The sequence below is a fragment of the Microcystis flos-aquae FACHB-1344 genome, assembly GCF_014698375.1.
Lineage (GTDB): Bacteria > Cyanobacteriota > Cyanobacteriia > Cyanobacteriales > Microcystaceae > Microcystis > Microcystis aeruginosa.
Genome location: NZ_JACJSW010000234.1, coordinates 1 through 20,132 on the forward strand (window position 1 = coordinate 1; position 20,132 = coordinate 20,132).

The 20,132-nt window shown below is 43.8% G+C and carries 22 protein-coding genes; 19 read left to right on the forward strand and 3 right to left on the reverse strand.

The genetic code is table 11. The features are described 5' to 3' along the window. The first annotated feature begins 178 nt into the window (after positions 1–178). The 16 genes from H6G48_RS25050 to H6G48_RS25125 all read left to right on the forward strand — a co-directional run bounded on the left by H6G48_RS25050 (position 179) and on the right by H6G48_RS25125 (position 15,977). Positions 179–346: a hypothetical protein gene (locus H6G48_RS25050; RefSeq protein ID WP_190723791.1), complete on the forward strand. Its 168-nt coding sequence runs from the start codon at positions 179–181 to the stop codon at positions 344–346. A gap of 134 nt (positions 347–480) precedes the next feature. After that, on the forward strand, positions 481–960 hold the full coding sequence (locus tag H6G48_RS25055) for a thermonuclease family protein (protein ID WP_190723764.1): 480 nt from the start codon (positions 481–483) through the stop codon (positions 958–960). After that, entirely contained in the window at positions 906–1,880 is a 975-nt protein-coding gene (locus H6G48_RS25060) for a hypothetical protein (RefSeq protein ID WP_341275527.1), read from the forward strand. The genes H6G48_RS25055 and H6G48_RS25060 overlap by 55 nt, the downstream gene beginning before the upstream one ends. Before the next feature lie 753 nt (positions 1,881–2,633). Beyond that, positions 2,634–3,239 carry a hypothetical protein gene (locus tag H6G48_RS25065; RefSeq protein ID WP_190723765.1) on the forward strand — a complete coding sequence of 202 codons (606 nt, stop codon included), beginning with the start codon at positions 2,634–2,636 and terminating at the stop codon, positions 3,237–3,239. Position 3,240: 1 nt separating this feature from the next. Beyond that, positions 3,241–3,750 (forward strand): thermonuclease family protein, encoded by a 510-nt coding sequence (locus tag H6G48_RS25070; RefSeq protein WP_190723766.1) that lies wholly within the window; start codon positions 3,241–3,243, stop codon positions 3,748–3,750. Next, positions 3,734–4,027: a hypothetical protein gene (locus tag H6G48_RS25075; RefSeq protein WP_190723767.1), complete on the forward strand. Its 294-nt coding sequence runs from the start codon at positions 3,734–3,736 to the stop codon at positions 4,025–4,027. Before H6G48_RS25070 ends, H6G48_RS25075 begins: the two co-directional genes overlap by 17 nt. Before the next feature lie 238 nt (positions 4,028–4,265). After that, positions 4,266–4,844, forward strand: a complete 579-nt coding sequence (locus tag H6G48_RS25080) for a tyrosine-type recombinase/integrase (RefSeq protein WP_242034780.1) — start codon at positions 4,266–4,268, stop codon at positions 4,842–4,844. 674 nt (positions 4,845–5,518) lie between these two features. After that, on the forward strand, positions 5,519–10,291 hold the full coding sequence (locus H6G48_RS25085; protein WP_199328896.1) for a type ISP restriction/modification enzyme: 4,773 nt from the start codon (positions 5,519–5,521) through the stop codon (positions 10,289–10,291). A 136-nt stretch (positions 10,292–10,427) separates the two neighbouring features. Continuing rightward, a complete protein-coding gene (locus tag H6G48_RS25090; RefSeq protein ID WP_190723768.1) occupies positions 10,428–11,138 on the forward strand; it encodes a hypothetical protein in 711 nt (236 codons plus the stop codon). Between the two features lie 1,369 nt (positions 11,139–12,507). Further along, the gene (locus H6G48_RS25095) at positions 12,508–12,666 is read left to right on the forward strand and encodes a hypothetical protein (protein ID WP_190723769.1); all 159 of its coding nucleotides are present in this window, start codon (positions 12,508–12,510) and stop codon (positions 12,664–12,666) included. 117 nt (positions 12,667–12,783) lie between these two features. Next, a complete protein-coding gene (locus tag H6G48_RS25100; protein WP_147073539.1) occupies positions 12,784–13,290 on the forward strand; it encodes a hypothetical protein in 507 nt (168 codons plus the stop codon). Between the two features lie 49 nt (positions 13,291–13,339). After that, complete coding sequence (locus H6G48_RS25105) at positions 13,340–13,549, forward strand: hypothetical protein (RefSeq protein ID WP_190723770.1); 210 nt, start codon at positions 13,340–13,342, stop codon at positions 13,547–13,549. A gap of 4 nt (positions 13,550–13,553) precedes the next feature. Then, on the forward strand, positions 13,554–13,880 hold the full coding sequence (locus H6G48_RS25110) for a hypothetical protein (protein ID WP_190723771.1): 327 nt from the start codon (positions 13,554–13,556) through the stop codon (positions 13,878–13,880). A 51-nt stretch (positions 13,881–13,931) separates the two neighbouring features. Next, positions 13,932–14,303 carry a DUF6876 family protein gene (locus H6G48_RS25115; protein WP_190723772.1) on the forward strand — a complete coding sequence of 124 codons (372 nt, stop codon included), beginning with the start codon at positions 13,932–13,934 and terminating at the stop codon, positions 14,301–14,303. A 152-nt stretch (positions 14,304–14,455) separates the two neighbouring features. After that, a complete protein-coding gene (locus tag H6G48_RS25120; RefSeq protein ID WP_190723773.1) occupies positions 14,456–15,088 on the forward strand; it encodes a hypothetical protein in 633 nt (210 codons plus the stop codon). Positions 15,089–15,458: 370 nt separating this feature from the next. Further along, the gene (locus H6G48_RS25125; protein WP_190723774.1) at positions 15,459–15,977 is read left to right on the forward strand and encodes an HAD-IIIA family hydrolase; all 519 of its coding nucleotides are present in this window, start codon (positions 15,459–15,461) and stop codon (positions 15,975–15,977) included. A gap of 47 nt (positions 15,978–16,024) precedes the next feature. Here the strand turns inward: H6G48_RS25125 and H6G48_RS25130 are convergent, their stop codons facing one another. Next, positions 16,025–16,231 (reverse strand): hypothetical protein, encoded by a 207-nt coding sequence (locus tag H6G48_RS25130; protein ID WP_190723775.1) that lies wholly within the window; start codon positions 16,229–16,231, stop codon positions 16,025–16,027. 249 nt (positions 16,232–16,480) lie between these two features. Between H6G48_RS25130 and H6G48_RS25135 the strand changes: the two genes are divergently transcribed. The 3 genes from H6G48_RS25135 (at position 16,481) to H6G48_RS25145 (ending at position 19,451) form a co-directional block, all read left to right on the forward strand. Beyond that, positions 16,481–16,801 carry a zinc ribbon domain-containing protein gene (locus H6G48_RS25135; RefSeq protein ID WP_190723776.1) on the forward strand — a complete coding sequence of 107 codons (321 nt, stop codon included), beginning with the start codon at positions 16,481–16,483 and terminating at the stop codon, positions 16,799–16,801. Next, positions 16,798–17,142, forward strand: coding sequence for a helix-turn-helix domain-containing protein (locus H6G48_RS25140; protein ID WP_190723777.1), 345 nt, complete (start codon positions 16,798–16,800; stop codon positions 17,140–17,142). The genes H6G48_RS25135 and H6G48_RS25140 overlap by 4 nt, the downstream gene beginning before the upstream one ends. A gap of 113 nt (positions 17,143–17,255) precedes the next feature. Beyond that, the gene (locus H6G48_RS25145; RefSeq protein WP_190723778.1) at positions 17,256–19,451 is read left to right on the forward strand and encodes a DEAD/DEAH box helicase; all 2,196 of its coding nucleotides are present in this window, start codon (positions 17,256–17,258) and stop codon (positions 19,449–19,451) included. Between the two features lie 12 nt (positions 19,452–19,463). On the opposite strand, the gene H6G48_RS25150 is transcribed toward H6G48_RS25145, so the two are convergent. Beyond that, complete coding sequence (locus tag H6G48_RS25150; protein WP_190723779.1) at positions 19,464–19,724, reverse strand: hypothetical protein; 261 nt, start codon at positions 19,722–19,724, stop codon at positions 19,464–19,466. Beyond that, on the reverse strand, positions 19,714–20,094 hold the full coding sequence (locus H6G48_RS25155) for a helix-turn-helix domain-containing protein (RefSeq protein ID WP_199328897.1): 381 nt from the start codon (positions 20,092–20,094) through the stop codon (positions 19,714–19,716). Before H6G48_RS25155 ends, H6G48_RS25150 begins: the two co-directional genes overlap by 11 nt. Positions 20,095–20,132: the final 38 nt, after the last annotated feature.

Sequence of the window (20,132 nt, forward strand, 5' to 3'; positions counted from 1 at the left end):
TCAGTTATCAGTTATCAGTTATCAGTTATCAGTTATCAGTTATCAGTTATCAGTTATCAGTTATCAGTTATCAGTTATCAGTTATCAGTTATCAGTTATCAGTTATCAGTTATCAGTTATCAGTTATCAGTTATCAGTTATCAGTTATAATAATAAATATGACTATTAAGAACGATTTATGAAAATTAACAAAAAAAGTACCGAAAAATTTTGGGATAAAACGGATCGCCTGATGGTGGTAACAGTAGGAGGTGCAGCCCTGGGTGGATTGATCGCAGGAATTTACGGCGCAGCTATTGGCGCAATATTAGCGGCGGGCATTGAAATTAAAATAAATTTTTTATAAGGATTGCTAACATCAGTAATCAGTTATCAGTAATCAGTTATCAGTAATCAGTTATCAGTAATCAGTTATCAGTAATCAGTTATCAGTTATCAGTTATCAGCTAAAATTCCTACTATCTCCTATCTCCTAAGCTAATGAAAAAAAACGCAATCACTTTATCAATTCTCTTAATCAGTAGCGCAATACCAACCACCAGCGCAAATACAAAATTATGCGAAATAACCGGCATTCATGATGGTGACAGCTTGCGGGTATCTTGCCATAACAAACCGCTAAGACTCGCCTGCATAGATGCACCCGAACCAAACCAGCCATTCGGACAAGAGGCGACGGATTACCTAGCCAGCTTAACTGTGGGGAAAGAATTAGAAGTAGTCAATAGAGGTGACGGAGGATTTAACCGAACCGCCTCGATTATTTATGTAAATAATATAAATATTCAGGAGCGGCTACTATCAGCAGGCCTAGCCTGGTATTACCCGCAATATGCCTCGAAATGCGGCGATTTTATGGGATTAAAAAGAGCCGAACAAAGCGCGAGAGATCGAGGAGCGGGCTTGTGGAAATCAGCAAACCCGATCGCTCCTTGGGCATGGAGGAAAGGAGTACGATGAAAAACTTAATAATCTTAATCGCCTTGGCTTTTTTGCCCCTTAAAACTCTGGCAAATCCTACCCCAATCCCGCCGACAGTAGAGGAGGTAATCCCCACAGAAACGGAGCCAGTAGAAGGGGAAATTAATGACACACCAAAAACAGAAGATAACCCATTACTAAGACCTGATCTTGATTCCCTGATCGAGAATAAAATAGCCGAGGATGTTTGGAGTCAATTAAAAGGGGATCTTCCCTGCCTTGAATCCACAGAAAGCTGCATCCTACAATTACAGTCTTTAGCACTTTCTAGATCGCCGATTCTTAAAGAGATGGATGCACGCATAGAAGAGGCAGAAAATAGGATCGCCGAAGCGCGATCGAGCAATCTAAAAACTATCAATGTCAGCACTTTTAGCCCTTTTTTACAAGTTTTATTATGGGGAACTTTCCCAGCAGCGCAAATAAATAAAGATAGCCCCCTAATCGCCAACCCCCTAACCTTAATCTTTGGTAATGTACTGGGAAATGTCGCCGGGGAACTACTAGGCGGCCTGTTCAATTGGCAGGGATTACAGGGAGGGGGCGAAGCAGCCTCACGAGTAATTGCGATCGGAGATTTACAGATCAAGGTGGCGGAACTGCAAAGAAACCGGGCAGAATCAGCGAATCGGCTCAGGGAATTAGTTCTAGTAGAAACCTTGAAACTAGAAGAAATCGCTAGAGATTTTCAGATACAGCAAGAAATAGCGCGAAGAGAGCGAGCTAGAATTGAAATTATCCGGATTTCTTACCGATTTGGCCAAGGAACCTCTGAGGGATATCTAAGCCAATTATCCGGATACGATCGCCAGAAAGCTTTAGTATGGCGGGAATGGTCGCGAATGCGATCGCAGTTAACCAAAGTAAAAATCTTGGTGATTGGGGTTGAAGAAAATTAAAAAAAAATCCGCAAAAAATAAAAACTATTTGGTAAAAGATAAGAAAGGCACTTAATCTATAGATCTGAATCATGAGAAAACTTCTGATAGCAGCCACGGCTATATTCTCGCTAATCGGGACCAGCGCTCAAGCTCAAGTAGTGAAAACTGTAGAAAGCGGACGAGATGTAATTTACTCCCGTGGACACAGCCCTAATACCTCAGTTCAGCTAACCACCAATGGCGGCAGCCGACCCACAGCGATTCTAGCCAATAGCTGCGGCATCGTCCGGGTGAGCGCGAATCAAGCCACACCAGACAGTATCAATATCAATGGAACGGCAAGATCGATCGCTAATCCAGTAAGCTTAAGCGGCGCACCGGTGTGCAATGGATCGACCCCGCCATGGGACGGAGGAACGACTAGCGCAGCGCGAAGAGATCCGAGCGGGAATTTCTATTTTTCTGGATACACCCCCAGCCAAGCGGCCACCGTAGCTGTAAAAGCATCTGGCAATCGTAACGCAACAGCCAATGGCTGCGGGATCGCACGATTCACAGAACCACAGGAAGGAAATCCCTGGGGGAGCGATTTCAGCTTTACGATCGGAGGAACGAGCTACACTCTAGGATCTGTAACCTCGCAAAACTACGGGCCTATCTGCCGGAATGTCGGCAGCAGCGGCAGCCCTGTGTACTTAAGATATGAAGCCGCCAACTAATACAATCGGCCGATCTCGCGCAGCGAGATCGGCCAATATCTGGAGTGAGAAAATGCGAAAGTTTTTAATTTTGCTAGGGGTTATTTTTTTTAGTGAAGGGATTAACGCGACACCATTTCAAGGCCGCGAAATCTATCGCACCGATGATCGGCGCGGCGACTTTATCGTATTAACTGGACAGCCAAATACAATCGCAGAAGTATCGGGGACTGACAGAATACGAACCAATACCCTGAGAAAAGCTGATTACTGCGGAGTTGGCAGAGTTAAAATACCAGAAGCAACACCAGCACCAATCTTAAGAATCAATGATGGGAATCCGATCGACTACCTATCACTTCCGCAAATATCTAATTATGATTGTGCAAGGGGAGGGCTAGGCAATAATGCTTGGAATCCAGCCACCAGAACCGTTTACATCGCCAATTTAGAGCCAGAAGGCGAATTTATCTCTCGAATCCAAAGAGAAGAAGTAAGAAAAGTAGCTCTTAATAATTGCGGCTGGGGCCTAGTGCCAATGAAATATGGCGATGGTACTCTATACTTTAAGGGGCAGCAGTACAGATATTCTCAGTTACTTAGGACGGTAAGGCCGCCAGTGTGCCGACAAATTAACGGAACCTATGTAACCTATTTTGCTATTCCTTTAGGGCAGTAATATGGGCAGAAAATATCCTCTCTTGATCATTGCCTTAATCGCGATAATTTTGCTAGGGGTTAAATCCCAATCCAAAGGCGATGCAGGGGAAAAAGTAAAAATAGCCCGCTGCCACGATGGTGATACCTGCACCACCGACAAGGGAGAAAAGATAAGATTAGCTTGCATAGATGCGCCTGAATTAAAGCAGCCTTTTGGAAAAGCTTCTAGGGATCATCTCAGAGAAATAATCAAAGATAGGCCTGTAAAAATCGATCGAATAAATACCGATCGATTTGGCCGAACTATCGCTGTCCTCTACGTTATGGATAGTGGCAAATGGCAAGCAGTGCAATCGCTACAGGCTCATGCCGGCACAGTTTGGGCATTCGATCGATTTAAAAGAAATTGCCCGATCTGGAGTTCGATCGATAGGGAATTTCAAGCGGCCCAATCAAAAAAAATCGGATTATTCGCAAATAGGCGAGCGATCGAACCTTGGATATGGAGGCAAAATGAAAAGCTTAGATAAGAGCTTAGATGATAGCTTAAAAAATAGATTAGATGGTAGCTTATATGATAGTTTAGATAATAGTTTAGATGATAGTTTAGATAAGAGTTTAGATAATAGTTTAGATAAGAGCTTAGATAAGAATTTAGATGATAGCTTAGATTACAAGCTGCGAATAATAATAGCAATTTTATCGATCGCCGTTACGATCGCCTATTTTTTCTTTGTGGTTAATTACTTAAAATTATTCGACCAAATCACTTGCTACAGCGAGGCAAAATGCGATCAATTGAAATAAATCGGAAAAATTTAGTAATCGCAGGCGTGAGCCTGATCATTTATTCCCTGGCATTAGTCACCATCTGGGAGCTTTTCTATGGGGTAGAGGCAAAAGGAAGGATCAATCCCGATGGATCAGTCGAGTACCAAATTAATGATTGCAGATAATCCATATATAGTGTCTGAGAAGCTGTGTCTCTACACTATATATAGCGTTCTTTGCCCTAAATCCATAAAACTAAGAAGGACTTGCTAAAATGAATCTTTTGTCAAGTTTTCCCATTCCCATGAAGCGCGATCGTAACGGCCAAGCCAAAATTCTCAGCGATGAGGAAGTAGCAGCTATCTTTAATCTTCTCAATCCCAGAGATAGGGCTATTTTTGCAATCTGCTTATTTTGCGGCTGCCGAATCAGCGAAGCTTTATCGATCCGGGCGGGGGACGTTGGCAATGGGATGATCACATTAAGAAAAGCAAATACTAAAGGCAAAAAAGGCAGCCGATCGCTACCTATCTCTCCTAACCTTGAAAAAATTCTTAATGATTACATCAACTCGATCGCTTCCCCGAACGAATACCTTTTCCCCGGCAGGGCAGGCGACAAACCTCTAACCCGCGCCTATACCGATCTGGCATTAAGGCAAGCTTGCGATCGATTGGGATTTAAGGGGGTCAGCACCCATAGCTTCCGAAGAACTGCTCTAACCCGAATGCACGCGGCGGGCGTACCACTGCGAACCATCCAGAAAATCTCTGGACACTCAAGCTTAGGAACTTTAGCTTTATATCTGGAAGTTACGGATGAGAATATCCGGGATGCTGTGGGATTTATTTAGCGATCGCTATTGGGGGATAGTTGTACATGGCGCGTTCCTTAAAATCGATCGCTAGAGCATTAGGATCTACATTAGGGAACGCAACCTACAAGATCGGCGATCACTAACTCTAATAATGCTAAAGGCAAGATTGAGAAATATCTCTCCCTTGCCTTACGAATTTAGATTGGATTACAAGAACCCTAGAGATTTAGCGATTGCAATGAGTGCAGCGATAGCCTTTAAAAAGGGCAACAAATGCCGAACAATCAATCTCAATCTTCGATAAAAAGACCGAAAAATTGCATTATAGCGGTTCTCACCCCTATGTGGCACAGTTAAACCTTTGCTGATTAAGCTTTTCAACATTAATAATGTACCTCAATAATGTACACTTCCATTGTTTTATAAGCCCCCACAAAAAATCAGGGGGAAAATTTTGCCAAAGCAATCAAAGAACAAGAGATTCGCCACAGCCTCCCCTAACTCTTAGGTAAAATAGCATCTAATATAGTTATCTAATTAAATTAGATGTATGATATAGCTACCAAAAGCACAGGTTATGCCCTTTTGTCAACGGGGAAGCCCAGATTTAGCAATCGCTATCATTGCTTTTTGCTTAGGATTGATTCCCTTTTTGATCGACTCAGGTATTCTAAAAATATAGCCATTTCAGATAAGCCTGTTAGAAAGCAGTGACCATTCAGAACATTCTCAAGGAATTTAGAGAGGCGGCAACATCTAAACGCGACATGGGCGACAAATTCGAGCGCTTGGTGTTGGCCTATCTGAAAAATGATCCGATGTATAAAGACCGATTTCGCAATGTTTGGCTATGGATGGAATGGCCTAAGCGGAACAATAAACCAGATACAGGGATTGATTTAATCGCAGAAGAGGAAGCGACAGGGGATATATGGGCGGTTCAGTGCAAATTTTATGATCCCTACCATACCCTTGAAAAGCAGGACATAGATTCATTCTTTACCGCTTCAGGTAAATCTCCTTTCACCAAGCGCATGATCGTCTCGACGACGGATCGGTGGAGCAAAAATGCCGAGGATGCGATTCTTAACCAGAATCCCCCAGTCACTCGCTTAAGAGTCGAGGATTTAGCCGATAGTCCGATTGATTGGAACCAATTCAGCCTTAAACGTCCCCAGAAGGTCAATCTAAGACCGAAAAAGCAGTTAAGACCCCATCAAATCGATGCCTTAAACAAGGTCATGGCGGGTTTTGAAACTAGCGATCGAGGTAAGTTAATCATGGCTTGCGGTACGGGAAAGACCTTTACCGCCCTCAAGATTGCCGAGCAGTTTGCCAGTCAAAACGGCCAAATCCTATTTTTAGTTCCCTCAATTTCTCTACTCTCCCAAACCCTTAGAGAATGGACAGCAGAAGCGACGGTTAGTTTACATAGCGTCGCGGTTTGTTCCGATACCAAAGCCGGAAAACGGAAAGCGGAGCAGTCAGACACCGATGACATTCACGCCTACGATTTGGCACTTCCCCCCACCACCGAAGCCAAAACGATCGCCGCCCGTGTTCAACTACTGGCAGGCAAGCGAGATTTAACCGTTATCTTCTCTACCTATCAATCCATCCAAGCGATCGCCGATGCTCAAAAGTTGGGTTTGCCAGAGTTTGATCTAATTATTTGTGATGAAGCCCACCGCACCACCGGGGTTACTCTATCGGGAGACGATGAGTCTCACTTCCAGAAAGTACATGATCAGAAATTTATACTAGGAAAAAAACGGCTTTATATGACAGCAACCCCTAAACTATATGGGGAAACTGCTAAAGTTAAAGCCAAAGAAAATGATGCTGTAATCTGCTCAATGGATGATGAAGGTTACTATGGCCCAGAATTTCATCGCTTAGGTTTTTATCAAGCGGTTAGCAGTGGCTTACTAACTGACTACAAAGTAATGGTTTTAGCAGTTGATGAAAAATATGTTAGCGCAACCTTCCAAAGACAATTAGCAGACAGTAACAACGAATTAAATTTAAAGGATGCTGTAAAAATTATAGGCTGCTGGAATGGGTTATCAAAACGGATGGCCAGCGATGCCGATGGTCAGGCGATTTCCGAAGATTTAGCCCCCATGCGCCGAGCGGTAGCCTTTTCCCGTTCTATTAAAGAGTCGGAACGAATTAAATCCCTATTTTCGGAAATCATTGACGAATACCGCAGAACTCACCCCGACGAGGATATTCTGCACTGTGAAGTCGATCATGTTGACGGAACCCACAACACTTTAGAGCGACACCGCAAACTAGACTGGCTTAAAGAAGACACCGAGGCTAATGTTTGCCGGATTCTCTCCAATGCCCGCTGTTTATCAGAAGGCGTAGATGTTCCAGCCCTAGACGCTGTTATTTTCTTAACCCCCCGTAACTCAATCGTCGATGTGGTGCAATCGGTAGGCCGGGTTATGCGAAAGGCGGAAGGGAAAAAATACGGCTACATCATTCTACCGATCGGGATTCCCACGGATATGACCCCAGAGGAAGCCCTAAAAGATAACGATAAATATAAGGTAGTCTGGCAAGTTTTACAGGCACTGCGGGCGCATGATGATCGGTTTAATGCCATTGTTAATCAGATCGAACTAAATAAGGCACGCCCGCCAGAAATTAATATAATTGGGGTTGGTGGACGCAGTAAGGATAGTAACTCAGTAAGCGGCAACACTTCCCCTAAAGTCACCCAGCTTAATATCAATTTTCCCAACTTAGAAGAATGGAAAGATGCCATTTTTGCCAAGATCGTCCTCAAGTGTGGTGATCGCCGCTATTGGGAAGATTGGGCTAAGGATGTCGCCACGATTGCCGAGGGTCATATTTCCCGCATCAAGGCACTATTAGAAAGTGCAGAAACTCAACATAGAGAAGCCTTTGATGAGTTCTTAGCGGAACTACGGGAAAACTTAAACCCTAATGTCTCCGAAGATGAAGCGATCGAGATGTTATCCCAACACCTGATTACTAAACCTGTTTTTGATGCGTTGTTTGAAGGTTATAAATTTACGGAGCTTAACCCTGTCTCGGTAGCGATGCAGAAGATGTTAGACACCCTTGAAACCCAGTCTTTTCAAAAGGATCGAGTTACTCTCAACAAGTTTTATGAGAGTGTAAAAAAAGAGGTTGGAGGTATTGATAACACCCAGGGCAAACAGAAAATCATTGTCAAACTTTACGACGAATTTTTTCGATCTGCTTTTCCCCGCATGACGGAACGGTTAGGCATTGTTTATACTCCCGTTGAAGTAGTTGATTTTATTGTTAATAGTGCAGACCAAGCTTTAAAACAAGAATTTGGAGTTGGTTTAACGGATGAAGGGGTTCACATTCTTGATCCGTTTACGGGAACAGGAACTTTTATTGTCAGACTCTTACAAAGTGGTCTGATTAAACCAGAAGATTTAGAGCGAAAGTTCACCAAAGAATTACACGCTAACGAGATTGTTTTATTGGCTTATTACATAGCGGCTATTAATATCGAGGAAACCTATCACGGTTTACATGGTGGAGAGTATCAACCCTTTAATGGTATTGTTTTGACTGATACTTTTCAAATGTTTGAAAATGATGGTTATTTGCTAGAAAAAATATTTCCTGAAAATAATCAAAGAGTTATTAATCAAAAGTCAAGAGATATTACTGTTATTATTGGCAATCCTCCTTATTCAGCTAAACAAGAAAGCACAAATGATAATAATCAAAACTTAAAATATGAAAAGCTAGATGAACAAATTGAAAATTCTTATGCTAAATATTCTGCCGCCCAATTACAAAGAAATCTTTACGGGTCAGAAATTAGAAGCCTAAGATGGGCTAGTGATAGAATAAAAAATAATGGAATAGTTTGTTATGTAATTAATGGAAATTTTATTGATAGTAATTACGCTGATGGTTTGAGAAAATGTCTAATTGATGAATTTAGCAGTATCTACTGTTTTAATTTAAGAGGAAATCAAAGAACATCAGGGGAAACTTCACGACAAGAAGGAGGTAAAATTTTTGGCTCAGGTAGTCGCGCTAGTATTGCTGTTATCTTATTAATAAAAAACCCAGAAAAAACGGGAGATTGCCAACTTTTTTATCACGACATTGGTGATTATTTAACCCGTGAACAAAAGCTAAGTGTTATTCAACAATTTGGTGCTATTTCTGCTATTCAATGGCAAAAAATAACCCCTAATAAAAGCTATGACTGGATTAACCAACGTAATGATATATTTGAAAGTTTTATTTCTTTAGGTGATAAGAAAGATAAGACGACTAAAACTATTTTTGATGTTTGTTCAAGCGGTATTGTTACAAGTCGAGATACTTGGGTTTATAACTTCTCTTATAAAAATGTATCTACTAATATCAGCAGAATGATCAACTTTTATAACGAACAAGTATCCAAATATCTAATTTTCTGTAGCAATTCAGATACGAAAAAAATAGAACCTGACAAAATTATTGGTAATGATCCAAAAAGCATCAGCTGGTCTGCTAATCTACAAAAGAATGCTATAAAGGGCATGAAATATAGCTATGAAGAAGAATCCATACGTCAATGCTGTTATCGTCCTTATTGTAAACAGTGGTTATATTTTGATAAAAACTTTAATGAAAGACCTGGACAAACATTAAAACTTTTCCCTAACGAAACAATAGAAAATTTGGTAATTATAACTACAGGCGTTGGTTCACAAAAAGATGTTTCAGTTCTAATAACAAATACTATCACTGACTATCATTTTCAACATAATGGTCAATGTTTCCCCCTCTACACCCACGAAAAGCAAGAAAAAACAGATCAAACCTCGCTATTCACTGAAACTGAGGGTTATACCCGCAAAGAAAACATCTCCAACTCTATCCTAACTGATTTCCAAAATACCTACACCGATCGCACTCTTACCAAAGAAGATATCTTCTATTACGTTTACGGCATCCTACACAGCCCAAAATATAAAACCCGATTCGCGGCGGACTTGAAAAAGATGCTACCCCGTATCCCCTACGCTCAGGACTTTTGGGCATTTAGCAAAGCCGGACGAGAATTAGCCTACTGGCATCTCAACTATGAAACGATCGAACCGTATCCCCTCAATGAATATCAAGATTTACTCTATCTGGACGAGAAAGAATATCGAGTAGAAAAAATGATTTTTGGCAAGCGAAACAAAGACAAAACCATGATTATCTACAATAGCCACATCAACCTCTCGGACATTCCCCTAGAAGCTTACGATTACATCGTTAACGGGAAATCGGCGATCGAGTGGATCATGGAACGCTATCAAATCACTAAAGATAAGGATAGCGGCATCGTTAATGATCCTAATGACTGGTCCGATGACCCCCGCTATATCATTGACCTTGTGAAGCGCATCGTCCGGGTGAGTCTGGAAACCGTGAAGATCGTTAACTCACTTCCCCCGCTAAACGAGCGATCACCCTCTTGACTGATCGCTATTATCTCGGATAATGGCATCTAATATTATCATCTAATCTTAATTAGATACTTTTATTAGATGGTAGGTTAGATTACTTCTAAGATGCTATATAATATGTACCATATACCATCTTAGATTAAATGCTATGAGTAAAGTAATTTCCTTCTCGATCAGCGATCGATACCTAGACAAACTCCGATCGCTATACCCAGAGCTTACCGAGAATCTTGCAGCCAAGCAGTTCCTAATCGATCAATTAGATGCAGGCTTAGATAATAATTTAGATGACAAGCTCAGAATCTTAATAGAGAAAAGCTTAGAGGATAGCTTAGATGCCAAGCTAGATGATAGATTAGATGCTACTGAAAAATCGATCTCCAAGTGGATTTTAGATTTTGATAATCGGATAAAGGATATTGATCGGGAAATAAAAGATAGATCGATCGCGATCGATCATCAAATAAAAGCTATAGAGGCAAGACTAGATGAGAGCTTAGATACTAATTTAGATGATGGCTTAGATGATAGTTTAGATAGTAGCCTATACGAAAGCTACAGCGAGATTTTCAACGATAGACCAGATGAAGACTTAGATGATAGCTTAGATAATGAATTAGATGATAAGCTAGACAACACCTTAGATGATAACTTAGATAAAAGCTTAGATGATGCCACCATCGACAAAAAGCACGGCCAATCGATCGAACCAGATGGCCAATGGCTAACCTTGAAGGAAATACTAGGCCAGCGCCGGAAGGATTGGCCAAAATCGATCGAAGGCTTGCGGAAAAAGGCGATAAGGGAAGGATGGCCACGGCGAGATCGAGAAAACAGGAAGGAGTACCAGATTCCCTAAAGGATCATCGGGGCGCGCCCTACGGGCCGGGCTGTCCGGGACTTCGCTATCGCTACGGCGCTACGCGCGCCTCCCTACCGGTCGGCTCCCTCCCATCCCTCGCGCGGCGCAGCCTGAAAGCTATCCTATGAAAGATTACCGCTCTATCCGGAACCATGCCGAACTAATCAAACTAACGGCAAAGCTTTTTTGCGCGATAACCAGCCGAGCGGCGAATTTCGATTAATCCGCACGCTTGAAGCTTATCCTCGCCGCTCCGCTTGCCTTATCCCAAGCAAATAGGCTTATCGATCGCGCCGCCCTACGGGACGCGCTCCCAAGCCATGCTAAAAAACTGCCAGCAAAGCTTGAATTTGCTTCGCTCGTCGGGCGGGGGGGATATCCTTCTTACCAAAGCTTGCTGATGAAGATGCCCCCGCACCTTCTCGTTCGCGCCGACCACCCACCCCCCCGCCCCACCCGCCGCCAAGTCCTGATCTAGCAGAGGTTGCGGTCGCTTGACAGTTGCTGGTGGGGTGGTCCCCTCTGGTTGCTTGCGGACTTTGGCGCGCCTCTGAGTCCGAGACTTCGCTGCGGTCGGCTGGTGGGGGGGCGCGCCAGCCGCAGACTGCCCGCCGGGGACCTTTGAGTTTTTTTCCTTGACTGGCGCGCTGCGCGCGCCAGATAACCTCTTTTTTTTCTTGATTTTTCCCCGATAACGCGCTATAATAATAATAGTTTCGGGGAGTTTTTCTTATGTTTTCGCCTTTTTTTGTTTTTTCGATTGGATTCTCTGGCTCTCGCTCTCCTTCTCGCGCTTCTTCTGCTGCTCTTTGCGATTTACTGCCTCTTGTCCCTCCTCGCTGCCGGGTTTCGGTTGGTTGCGCGGATGGAGTCGATCGCTTGGTTCGGGACTTCTTCTCTGAGTCCCCTTCCTTGCTGGTTTTTTCGGTCGAGTCTGGGCGTTTTGGGTCTGGGCGCTCGGCCTTTGCCCGTCGGTCGGTGGCTTGCGTCCGATCAGTTGCTGCCGGCGATCGAGGCTTGCTGGTGGTCCTGCCCTCTTCCCCGGTCTGCCCGGCCGGAGTCTTCCCGGCGCGGCGCTTCTTTGGGGGCGGCTCTGGTTCTTGGGGGTCTGCCGCCTTTGCTCTTGGCTCCGGGCGGCGCGTTCTCCTTTGGCTGCCCGGTTCTGCGGCTCCCCCTGCTTGGGCTGGTATCGATTGGGAGCACTGGGAGGCTTGCTGGTGGTTGGGGGTTCCCGTTCCCCCCCCGGCTCAGTTGTCTCTTTTTTAGTTCTTTTGTACTATGCTCGGCTTTTGCTGGGCATTTTTTCTTACCTTTACCCCGATAACGTGCTATAATAAAAGCATAGAACCCAATAGGAGCAAGGATTATGGCTTACCGATGCACTCGAATCAACGAATTCACCGCCAATACTTCGATCGCCGACAGACAGGGCTACTACCTAAAAGCGAATAGCCTAAAAGAAGCTTTTGAATGGATGGAAAATCGATTCCCCGGCGAGGAATTCACGATCGAGATTTGGCAATAATTTGCTTGACTTTACCCCGATAACGTGGTAAAATAAAAGTACAAACAAAGAAAAGCGATCGCCCAACTTGCAATTATGCGATCGCCTTTCTCTAAATCAAACCAAAAGGATCTTATCATGCAATTAATTGAAGCAATGGCAACCGACCGCGCCCGGCGTGTAAATACCAAATACGGCGAAAGAACAGTGATTGATGCGGTAAGACGCGATACCGGGGAAAAAGTGACCGTATGGCGCGGTGGTGACGATGAATATTCGATCAAGCACGTGATTACGAATGCGCGATTAACTTTAACCCTTGACTCAAAAGGCAAATACTCTTTAGTAGAGGATCCTAATCTGATCAATTTAGGCCAACCACTGCCAGAGCTACCCGTAGCAGTGAAACCGGTTTCTCGCCATTTAGCAAGCAATAACCCTCCTATTCCTGCTTACTCTATCCCTGAGCCCGATCCCAATTTTTCCCCTGAAAAAAAAGTAGAAATGGCTGAATATGTGGCTAATTTAGCCCAACTTTATCAGCACTGCCAAGATAAAGCCGAAGATATAGCCCTCACTCCAGAAGATGCAAGAGCGATTGCGACGACGCTTTTCATCCAAACTACCAAAAAATTCGGACTCTAAATAATTAATAAATGGGGGGGATTAATTCCCCCTAAAATAGGAGGCAAAAATGAAGGAATTCTCAGGATTAATGAGAGTAGAAATCGAGGTAATTATCGAGGCAGAAAATCAAGGAGAAGCCGAAAAAATCTTTGATGATATTTACCCTAATATTTGTATAGAGAAGGAAGGGAGCCACAAAATTAAAATACTTGACGAGAGAAATAATCTCGATTGCATTGAATGGGAAATAAACGAAATCACATCAATAGGAGAGTAGAAAAATGCACATAAATTTAAGCACTGATGAAGCAACCAGATTGCTTAAAAAAGATGATAATGCAGATTGGTCATGGCCTGGAGCATTCGCATTGATAGAATATCTCGAAGATTTGGAAGAACAAACTAATCAGAAAATAGAATTCGATCGAACTGCTATTCGATGCGATTATTCCGAATATTCTAGCATCTTAGAAGCGGCAAAAGATTATGATTTCATCCCCCCAGAAGATAGTGATCAAGAAGAAATCGAAGCGGCTGCATTTACCTACTTTGAGAATCAGACTACTATTATCAAATTTGAAGGAGGGGTGATTATTCAGCACTTTTAAATATCAGTTATCAGTTATCAGTCATCAGTACACAATTAGGAGACTAAAATCATGAATAAACTAGAAAATCTTAGCGAATTCACTGGCACGGAAAATTACTACACTAATCCCCTTTATCCGTTTAAGTACACTGACGGGATAAAGTATGTCGCAGAAAATGGGGGGGCTTACTGGCTACTCGATGCGATCGCCTCTTGGCAACTAGAAAAAATAATCCGCCGTGATCAGTACCTTGCTGATTTGCAATTCTGGAAGCTCAAAGTTAGTGATGATAACTCAGCAGTTCTCACCTGCGAACGCGATACCGACGATATTGCTTGCGAACAAAAAATCCCTTTTACTGATTTTCCTATTCAGGAGATCCGCCTTTATTTAGTCAATATGAGCAGCGGGGGCGTGCTAATGTTGCCGTCCGAGTATTAATTTCAGTTATAGCGGTTCTCACATCTGTGTGGCACACTTAAACCTTTGCTGATTAAGCTTTTCAATATCGATAATGTACCTCGTGCGAACAGGAAACGCTATATCAGTTATCAGTTATCAGTCAATAGTACACAATTAGGAGATTACTTATCATGGAAAATTATAATTTTGAGAGCGAAATCGAAGAAACTTCTAAATTAATGCGCGAATGGTATGAATCGCTGATCCCAGAAACTTTACGAAAGCTAGATCGGCAGCTGACAAAGCTACCAAAAGGCCAGATCGGATTAATTTTTTTCAAGGATGTCAATATTAAAGCTTCCCTTACCACTCCTAAGTATGATCCAAGTATAGTTGATCAATTGAAAAATTTACACTATTTTTATGGGAAAAAACCTGCATGGAATCCTCAAAAGAAAAGATGGGAAATTGAAATTGATTTTCTTCCTAAAATAATCTTTGCTTTTCCTGATTTTGAATTATCCCCATCTCTTTTAAGCCGATTTCCTTCTATAAAAGAGATTCAAGAAAATGGCACCCGCGCCATTGCCTATATTGATTCTACAATTCAGAAATATGCAAGCGAGGATCTTATCCAATACTATGTGGAATTACAAGAGATGGGGATAATTAAAAATTACGTTGAAAATCCTGAAGAAAATTATGATTGTGCAAAAGGAATAATTTTAGGCAAGGCTCCCCGCCACGCCGAAGTACAGCCAAAAATTAAAGAATTAGCTTGGAAAATGGGATTTTCTGAATCAAATTGGGAAAAGCCAGAATAAAGTTCTTGTCAGTTACCAGCGCTCAGTAATCAGCTATCAGCAGTAAACGAACAAAACACGAGAGGACAAATCAATGTTTTTCCCTTCTAGTAATCCCATAATTGATCGCATAAATTCCGAAATATTCTTTGATCGCTCAAAGAACTTTAATCACCGATCTATCGCTTCCCTTGATTCCTATCGAGGAAAGGTACTTACTCGAATCAATCTTATTCTTACTGAAGAAACGCGGCCAGAGGAATGGTAAATAGCTAAATCGATTTAAGCCTGAAAGAATCCCTATTAGGGATTGAGACCTAACAAGTCTGAGGCACTATCTAATCCCTATTAGGGATTCCCCGAAGCATTTAGTAGGGGAAAATTTGAAAAAATGAAAGCTTTATTACTCGATCTTGATGGCACGATCCGCCGGCCTACTAGCGGAAAATTCATCGAAGATCCAAACGATCAGGAGCCAATCGAAGGATCTATAAAAACTATGAAAATTTACCATCGAGAAGGATGGATAATGATAGGAATCACCAATCAGGGCGGAGTAGCCGCCGGGCATAAATCCTTAAAAAGTGCGATCGAGGAACAGCGAAGAACTTTAGAAATATTTCCCCTGCTTTCTTATATTTACTTTTGCCCAGATTTCGAGGGGAATTTGTGCTACGGCATAAGCCGAAAAAATATAGATTTAATCCATGAAATCCGCAGAGAATTTTTAGGCCAATTTAGAAAGCCTAACTGTGGCATGATTTCCGCAGCTTTAAAATGTTTTAAAAATCCATCAAAAGCTTTAATGGTGGGCGATCAATTAGAAGATGAAGAAGCCGCAGCATTTGCAGGAATCCGCTTCTTAAGTGCTGATATTTGGAGATTTCCGCCAATTGATCGCGAATTTTAAGCAGAAAAAATCTTGCAAGTCCCCACCGTTCGCTGTGGGGATTTTTGCTAGGGGTTAAGGGACAGATAAAGAGCAATCGCCTCATCAAGAATAGCTGTGATCGTTTTCCCCTCGGACTGGGCCTTAGCCCGGACTCGCTGATCATGCTCCTTCAAAAGCCGCACACCGATCGATTTATTAGCGCGATCACCAGGATACTGATTGATCCCCTTGGGATTATTTACCGTTCCTTTTGGCGCTCCTTTACCAGCCATATCTTACCTTGCTTAAAATTCCATGATAACACGGCTAAGAAAATAGTTGACTATTCCCTGTTAACGTGGCATAATAAAAGAAGCGAAAGCCACCGAACCGGACATCTGACAAGAGCCTAATCGGTGGTAATCCCATTATAAAGACCCCACCCACCCACCCCAATCAGTTATCAGTTATCAGTTATCAGTTATCAGTTATCAGTTATCGGTGATAATTCCCACACCCCACACCCCACACCTAAAAAAACTATGAAATGCCCCCAATGCCAATCCTCAGAAACTTACAGAAAAAGCCCCGAAAGCATGATTATCTACTGCGATAATTGTGGCCACCAATGGGAGGCGGATCAAGTGATGAAATCGCTCGCATCAGCCCGCAAGCAACAAGGCCAGCATCGACTAGATATCGATGTGTATTTATGCCCGATCGATAAAAATAAATACTCTTTTGCCATCAATAAAAATGGCGGAGTCGGCGCTTTTTATGAGTTTGAATCAGACCCATATTTAAGCGGATCCTACGACTCGATCGAAGAGGCTCTAGAAGCAGGAATTAAAGAGGCACTATGAATGAAGATACAAAAGCATACATCAAAGAATGCGGCCCCAACATCCGGAAATACTGGGAACTGCACCCCGAGGAACAGGAGTGGCTCTACCCCCTGCTACAAAAGCGATTGAGGACTGCGATCGCGGTACTAGAGGCGATTAGTGATCGACCTCGATCCTACTCGGAAATCGCCAAGATTACCGGCCTCAGCGAAAATACGGTAAAGCAGCTCACTTATGCCCTAGGAGAAGCCGGGATAGGCATTCAAGTATTTAGCGAAGATCGCGCCTACTGTCCCACGGGGGGAAGAAAGCGCAATCTAAAAAAACTTGACGAAAGCAGTGTACACGGCATAGAATAAAAAAAAGGGAACCGCCACAGCCTCCCCCGCCCTGGCATCCCCTCCCCGCCGTCGTCCTCCCCCCGCTCTTGGGGAGGGGGGAGCCGGAGACTAGCACGGAGCATCAGTAAAAAATGGCCAATCCCAACCCCAGAACCGACCAACTACCCAAGCAACAACCGCGCTGGAGACACCTACCAACGCGGGCGATCCGAGTGCCGGAGATTTTGCTAGGGGCGATCGAGCGCTACGCTCGATCGCTTGATAATGGCGAAAAGACCGAAAAAGCCCAAACGATTGAAGAATTCCTCGAAACAGCCTCGATCGAGGAACTACTATCACTAAAGCAAAATCTAGAGAAGGCGATCGAGCAGGCGAAAGCTCGATCGAAGGATAACCGATTAGAAAGCGCGATCCTCTATCTCTCGAACCAATGCGACGGCACGAGAAAAGAAGACGGGCGGGGATTCAATAAAGTAGATACAGAGTTCGGCCACTGGTTAGCCCGCAGGATCGCATCGGGAAGCTTATTAAAGCATCAAGCCAAGGCCGGGCTAAAGATGATCCAGAAATATCAGAAATCCCAGCTAGAGCCAGCCGGCTACACCCTACCAGATTGGGAGGCGATCGAGGCTCAATACCCCGATAAATTCGAGAGTAAAGAAGAAGAATCCCCCTACAGAATCGAGATACTAGAAAACAAAATTGCCGTGTACGCTCCTTATGATGCCACGGGAAGATTCCAAAAAAAAGCCAAGGCGATCGAAGGATACCGATTTGATAGCAGTGATAAAAGCTGGAGATACCCCCTAGCAAAAGTGATCGAAGTGATCGAAGCCTTTCCCTCTCCCGAATACTCGATCGATCCTGAGATCGAAGGAATCCAGCTATCGATCGAGGCAGAAAGAGCGGCAGAACTGGCCGAAAGAGAGAAAGAGGCCGAAACCGCCGCCAACGATATCTTAAATCTGGTGGCAGCCGCCGAACTCGATCGCCCCCTAGCCGGGATTGGCCACCTCTTCAGCCATCAAAAGGAAGCGGTGAAGTGGCTACTAGCACACCGCATGGGGGGCATCTATCGCGGGGGAATTCTCGCTGATGATATGGGATTGGGAAAAACCCTATCGGCATTAGTAGCGGCCAGAGCAATGGCAAAAATTCACGGCTGCCCAGTCTTTGTAATCTGCCCAGCTTCTTTAAAAGATAATTGGCTCCGGGAAGCGGCTAAAGCCGGAGCTGCGATCGAAGTCTTCTCCTGGGCAAAAATGCCAAAAGCCCTGGAATCAAAAAAATACCTAGTGATCGCCGACGAGGCCCACTACGCCCAAAATGAAAATAGCAAGCGAACTAAAGAATTAAAGGCATTAGCAGATCATGAAAACTGCTTAGGAACATGGCTTTTAACAGGGACTCCGATCAAGAATGGACGACCGATTAACCTTTTACCCCTGCTGCAGATAACCCAGCACCCACTCGCGGCCGATCCTTGGGAATTTCAGAAATACTACTGCAACGCCCACCATAAAGCGATCGGAAATAAGAGCATCTGGGATAATACCGGCGCGGCTCACCTCGACGAACTAAGCAAAAAAACCGAGGACGTAATTTTACGCCGCAAAAAAGCGGAATGCCTCGATTTACCACCGAAACTGCGATCTCTAATCCCGATCCTACTAGAGGGAGAGGCCAGTAAAAACTACCGCCAAGAGATCGATCGCCATATATCCGAATACTGGGAGCGGGAGAAGCGGGGGGAAGTAAAAGAAGGAGCCGAGGCACTGGTAACGATCAATGCACTCCGCAAGATAGGCAGCCTCTACAAAGTCCCAGCAGCGATCGAATACACAGCCGAGCTTTTAGAACAAGGGCAAGCGGTGGTGATTTTCACCGAGTATCTAGAATCAGCAAAAGCACTGTACACAGCATTAAGTCAAATCGCCCCCTGTGAACTGCTCACCGGGGAAACGAAACAGGAGGAGAGGCAAGCGATAGTTGATCGCTTCCAGAGTGGCACATCTAAGATATTTATCGGCACGATTAAAGCCGGGGGAGTGGGGCTAACCCTAACTGCAGCGAATCAGGTGATTTTAGTGGATCGCCCCTGGACACCAGGAGACGCGGACCAAGCCGAAGATAGGTGCTATCGGATCGGGCAGAAAAATACGGTAAATGCCTACTGGATTCAATTAGGCATGATCGATGAGGCGATCGATACCCTGCTGGCCGAGAAGCGAGATCGAATTGAATTGGTGCTAAAAGGAAAGCGCAAAACCCTGCGCGGGCTATCAAAACCATCGGAATTGGCAAAAGAATTATTAGAGATTCTTTAATAAACCAACTTTTTAGGCCTTGTGATTGACTATATAAGTCCCGATCGCTTTTAAGAATTCCCCCAAAGCTTCGGGGGGAATCTTATCAATAAAAGCATTTAAATCCTGCGAATTATTGATCTGCACAGCGGAACCAAAGGACACCACCGAAGAGCCGCAAAAAACCACGGTAGGAGCCAGCCGAGACAGCAAAGCCGCTCGATCCTCTGGCGAAAGAGCTTTAATTTGTTCTTCAATGAAATTAATATCAGTCTTGGAATTATTAGCACTCATAAGAAGCTGCCCCCTTCGCCAGACGGCGGCCAGCAGCGATCATTAGTGCTGCAAATTCAGAAGAATCCAAAGAATTAACAAACTCTTCAGGAGAGATGGTTAGGCGGCGGGATTGGCCCGAAAGCTGCCGACAAAAATCATCAAAAAAACCAGGGCATCTCTTCTCGATCGCCAGCAAAATCAGCATAAAATCCCGCAGCCGGGGGGAATCCTCGCCATTGCGAATTCGGGAAATATTCCCAGGGGTGCGGCCAGTCCACTCGGCCACTTCTTTGCCTTGAATCCCACGCGCTTTAAGAATTTTTACAAAAGCCCGAATAAAAGGGTCTAGCTCGATTTCACCGCCAACATTATCAACACAAACGACCATTAATTAACCCCTAGCAATGATTATCTGATATAATTAAC

Excerpts from the sequence above, each read along its gene's own strand:
- H6G48_RS25050 (WP_190723791.1), top strand. The coding sequence starts at position 179 with ATGAAAATTAACAAAAAAAGTACCGAAAAATTTTGGGATAAAACGGAT.
- H6G48_RS25055 (WP_190723764.1), top strand. The coding sequence starts at position 481 with ATGAAAAAAAACGCAATCACTTTATCAATTCTCTTAATCAGTAGCGCA.
- H6G48_RS25065 (WP_190723765.1), top strand. The coding sequence starts at position 2,634 with ATGCGAAAGTTTTTAATTTTGCTAGGGGTTATTTTTTTTAGTGAAGGG.
- H6G48_RS25070 (WP_190723766.1), top strand. The coding sequence starts at position 3,241 with ATGGGCAGAAAATATCCTCTCTTGATCATTGCCTTAATCGCGATAATT.
- H6G48_RS25075 (WP_190723767.1), top strand. The coding sequence starts at position 3,734 with ATGAAAAGCTTAGATAAGAGCTTAGATGATAGCTTAAAAAATAGATTA.
- H6G48_RS25080 (WP_242034780.1), top strand. The coding sequence starts at position 4,266 with ATGAATCTTTTGTCAAGTTTTCCCATTCCCATGAAGCGCGATCGTAAC.
- H6G48_RS25090 (WP_190723768.1), top strand. The coding sequence starts at position 10,428 with ATGAGTAAAGTAATTTCCTTCTCGATCAGCGATCGATACCTAGACAAA.
- H6G48_RS25095 (WP_190723769.1), top strand. The coding sequence starts at position 12,508 with ATGGCTTACCGATGCACTCGAATCAACGAATTCACCGCCAATACTTCG.
- H6G48_RS25100 (WP_147073539.1), top strand. The coding sequence starts at position 12,784 with ATGCAATTAATTGAAGCAATGGCAACCGACCGCGCCCGGCGTGTAAAT.
- H6G48_RS25105 (WP_190723770.1), top strand. The coding sequence starts at position 13,340 with ATGAAGGAATTCTCAGGATTAATGAGAGTAGAAATCGAGGTAATTATC.
- H6G48_RS25110 (WP_190723771.1), top strand. The coding sequence starts at position 13,554 with ATGCACATAAATTTAAGCACTGATGAAGCAACCAGATTGCTTAAAAAA.
- H6G48_RS25115 (WP_190723772.1), top strand. The coding sequence starts at position 13,932 with ATGAATAAACTAGAAAATCTTAGCGAATTCACTGGCACGGAAAATTAC.
- H6G48_RS25120 (WP_190723773.1), top strand. The coding sequence starts at position 14,456 with ATGGAAAATTATAATTTTGAGAGCGAAATCGAAGAAACTTCTAAATTA.
- H6G48_RS25125 (WP_190723774.1), top strand. The coding sequence starts at position 15,459 with ATGAAAGCTTTATTACTCGATCTTGATGGCACGATCCGCCGGCCTACT.
- H6G48_RS25130 (WP_190723775.1), bottom strand. The coding sequence starts at position 16,231 with ATGGCTGGTAAAGGAGCGCCAAAAGGAACGGTAAATAATCCCAAGGGG.
- H6G48_RS25135 (WP_190723776.1), top strand. The coding sequence starts at position 16,481 with ATGAAATGCCCCCAATGCCAATCCTCAGAAACTTACAGAAAAAGCCCC.
- H6G48_RS25140 (WP_190723777.1), top strand. The coding sequence starts at position 16,798 with ATGAATGAAGATACAAAAGCATACATCAAAGAATGCGGCCCCAACATC.
- H6G48_RS25145 (WP_190723778.1), top strand. The coding sequence starts at position 17,256 with ATGGCCAATCCCAACCCCAGAACCGACCAACTACCCAAGCAACAACCG.
- H6G48_RS25150 (WP_190723779.1), bottom strand. The coding sequence starts at position 19,724 with ATGAGTGCTAATAATTCCAAGACTGATATTAATTTCATTGAAGAACAA.
- H6G48_RS25155 (WP_199328897.1), bottom strand. The coding sequence starts at position 20,094 with ATGGTCGTTTGTGTTGATAATGTTGGCGGTGAAATCGAGCTAGACCCT.